Raw genomic sequence first — 3,121 nt, forward strand, 5'->3', positions numbered from 1 at the left:
GTGAACGGGGAGAAGGAGGTTGGCCGCAACGTTGCCGCTTGTCCCTTCTCCCCGTCCTTCACGGGGAGAAGGTGCCCGAAGGGCGGATGAGGGGCTGCGCAAACAGTCAAAATAGGCAGCAATGTTCTTCTGCTCGCGGGCAAGATGGAACGGATTTCCTCGCATATCGTCAAAACCCGATCTATATATCGCAAAAGATCGATGCAGGTTGAGATGGATCGCGACATCATACTGAAGGCGCTGGCGCATCCGGTTCGGCGCGACGTGCTGGCCTGGCTCAAGGAGCCGGAGAAGCATTTCGCCGCGCAGGAGCATCCGCTCGAAATGGGCGTCTGCGCCAGCCAGTTCGAGCGCTGCGGCCTCGCGCAATCCAGTGTCTCGGCGCATCTGGCGACGCTGGCGGCCGCCGGCCTCGTCACCACGCGGCGGGTCGGCCAGTGGGTGTTCTACAAACGCAACGAGGAAACCATCGCCGCCTTCCGCGCGGCGCTGTCCGATCTCTGATTTCTCCCCTCCCCAACGCTTGAAAGGTATTTTTCGTGGCCTCGCTTTTTGATCCCGTCGAAGTCGGCGACCTCTCGCTTTCCAATCGCATCGTCATGGCGCCGCTGACGCGCAATCGCTCGCCGGGCGCGGTACCGGGCGATCTCGCGGTCACCTATTACGGCCAGCGCGCCAGTGCCGGCCTGCTCGTCACCGAGGCTACCGCCATCAGCCATCAGGGCCAGGGTTATGCCGACGTGCCCGGCCTCTACGGCGCCGACCAGCTCGCGGGCTGGAAGCGGGTCACCGACGCGGTCCATGCGGCTGGTGGCAAGATCGTGGTGCAGCTCTGGCATGTCGGGCGCATCTCGCACGATACGCTGCAGCCCGGTGGCGGCAAGCCGGTGGCGCCGTCGGCGATCCGGGCGAAATCCAAGACTTTTCTGGTCAATCCGGACGGCAGCGGGGAATTTGCCGACACGTCGGAGCCGCGTGCGCTGGACGCCGGCGAAATCCCCGGCATCGTCGACGATTTCCGCCGCGCCGCGAAAGCGGCGATCGAGGTGGCCGGTTTCGACGGCGTCGAGGTTCATGGCGCCAACGGCTATCTGGTCGACCAGTTCCTGCGTTCGGGCGCCAACCAGCGCACCGACCGATATGGCGGCTCGATCGAGAACCGGTCGCGTTTCCTGTTCGAGGTGGTCGATGCGGTGGCTGGGGCGGTCGGAGCCGGCCGCACCGGCATCCGGCTGTCGCCGGTGACGCCCGCCAACGATGCTTCCGACCCGGACCCGCAGCCGCTGTTCAACCATGTGGTGGCCGGTCTCGGCGGCCGCGGCCTGGCCTATGTCCATATCGTCGAAGGGGCGACAGGCGGCGCGCGCGATTTTCAGCAGGGAGACGAGCCGTTCGACTATGCCGAGTTCAAGGCTGCCTATCGCAACGCCGGCGGGCGCGGCGCCTGGCTGGTCAACAACGGCTATGACCGGCAACTGGCCGAAACGGCCATCGCCGACGGTTATGCCGACCTCGTGGCGTTCGGAAAACTGTTCATCGCCAATCCCGACCTCGTCAGCCGCCTGAAGCGCAATGCAGCCCTGAACGATCCGGACAAGGCGACGTTCTATGGCGGCGGCGCCAAGGGTTATACGGATTATCCGACAGCGGCCTGAGCGGCCATACAGGCTGGCGGCCGAGATGACCGGCTCGCCAGAGACCGACGGCCAGGCAGGTTGGACCGGCTTTGCAATGGAAGGCCTGGCCGAGGCAATTATACCAGTGGCTGCTTGCCTTGACCGTCTGCGCCGCCTCTCATCCGCCTGTCGGCACCTTCTCCCCGTAAGGACGGGGAGAAGGAGGCTGGCCGCAACCTCACCGCTTGTCCCTTCTCCTCGTCCTTCACGGCTATCGGATTCACACATTTCACGATCGGGTTTCAACCGGCGTACGGAGGAAGACTTTCTGCATCGGCTCTGGTTTGGCCACCGTCGAGGCATGGATTCCCGACACTCTCCGCTCGCTGCGCTCGCTCACGAGGTCGGGAATGACGACAATGATCTCTGGTTTCGGCTAATCGCCAACGTTGGAGACTAGCTGAGGCAGACCATGACTGTCGTCATTCCCGACCTCGAAGCGAGCGAAGCGAGCGGAGAGTGTCGGGAATCCATGCCTCGACGGTATTGAAATCAAATCCGGCGCCGAAAAAATCCGACGCCAATGTCTGACCATTAATGTCTGGACCTGATAGCTTTGTGGGGGGAGTGCCAAACTTGCCGCTCTCCTCCCTCGGCAGGAATATGAAGGACCCTCGAAGGTCCGAAGCGGCGGTCTATCTCGAGCCGCTGGCAGCACCGTTTGGTCCGGCTTGTTACCCGAAACTCTACGGGCCTTGCAGCCAACCATCTGATTCCACTTGCTTTTACTAGCATCACATCCTTTCAGACCGGCCTTGTGCCCGAGCCGGACAAGGCACAGAGGATAAGCCGCCATGCCTCGAAAAGCCGCGCTTTTCCAAGGTGTTGTGCGGGAGAGTATGACGCTTGAAGGATTTGTTTCCTAGGATTATTTACAGAGGCGCTGACTAATGCTACAATGCCTGCCGCCTGTGTTCGAAGGAGATGGCAGTGGAGTTTGGAGACGCGAGTGCAACGATCGAACGATACCGGCAGGCGCTGAAACACATCCTCATGATACTGGTCGGCATGGCCGAGATGGGATTTGGCAGGCCGCTGTCGCTGGTGCTCGGGGAAGCCGCTGTCGCCCCAAGGCCGGGACGGGCGGGAAGGACCGGGAGAAACAAACCGTCTCCGGCGCTCTGCCTGCCCCGCCACCTCTACCGCGCCATTCTCCTGCTCTTGCGCCCGGCCGAATCCGCCGCCCGGCGCCTCATCATCGCGACGGCGCAAGGCATCGTGGTGACGCTGCCGCCGTTTCGTCCGCGAAAACCGAAACCAAAAATTTCCGACACGGTGGCCGCCATGCGCCGCCTCGGCCTCGCCGTCGCCCTGTCGAAGCAAGACTTTGTCCGTTATGAAGCCGAACTGAAAGCCGCCGAACGCCGCGCCGCCAGGCCGCGTGGACAAAACCTTTCGCTGCTCGATGCGCTGAAATATCCCTTCCGCATCCGCCGCAACTATGT

Annotated in this window: 2 protein-coding genes and 1 pseudogene; all 3 read left to right on the forward strand. The window is 62.8% G+C overall.

Annotation, left to right across the window (positions count from 1 at the left end; translation table 11 throughout):
• Positions 1-213: 213 nt before the first annotated feature.
• A complete protein-coding gene (locus ACH196_RS37820) occupies positions 214-504 on the forward strand; it encodes an ArsR/SmtB family transcription factor (protein ID WP_396651946.1) in 291 nt (96 codons plus the stop codon).
• 35 nt (positions 505-539) lie between these two features.
• The gene (locus ACH196_RS37825) at positions 540-1,655 is read left to right on the forward strand and encodes an alkene reductase (protein WP_396651947.1); all 1,116 of its coding nucleotides are present in this window, start codon (positions 540-542) and stop codon (positions 1,653-1,655) included.
• A 951-nt stretch (positions 1,656-2,606) separates the two neighbouring features.
• A pseudogene (locus ACH196_RS37830) lies at positions 2,607-3,121 on the forward strand (hypothetical protein); the annotation flags it as partial.

Origin of the sequence: Mesorhizobium sp. IMUNJ 23232, from assembly GCF_044326205.1 — a bacterium.
Classification (GTDB): Bacteria; Pseudomonadota; Alphaproteobacteria; order Rhizobiales; family Rhizobiaceae; genus Kumtagia.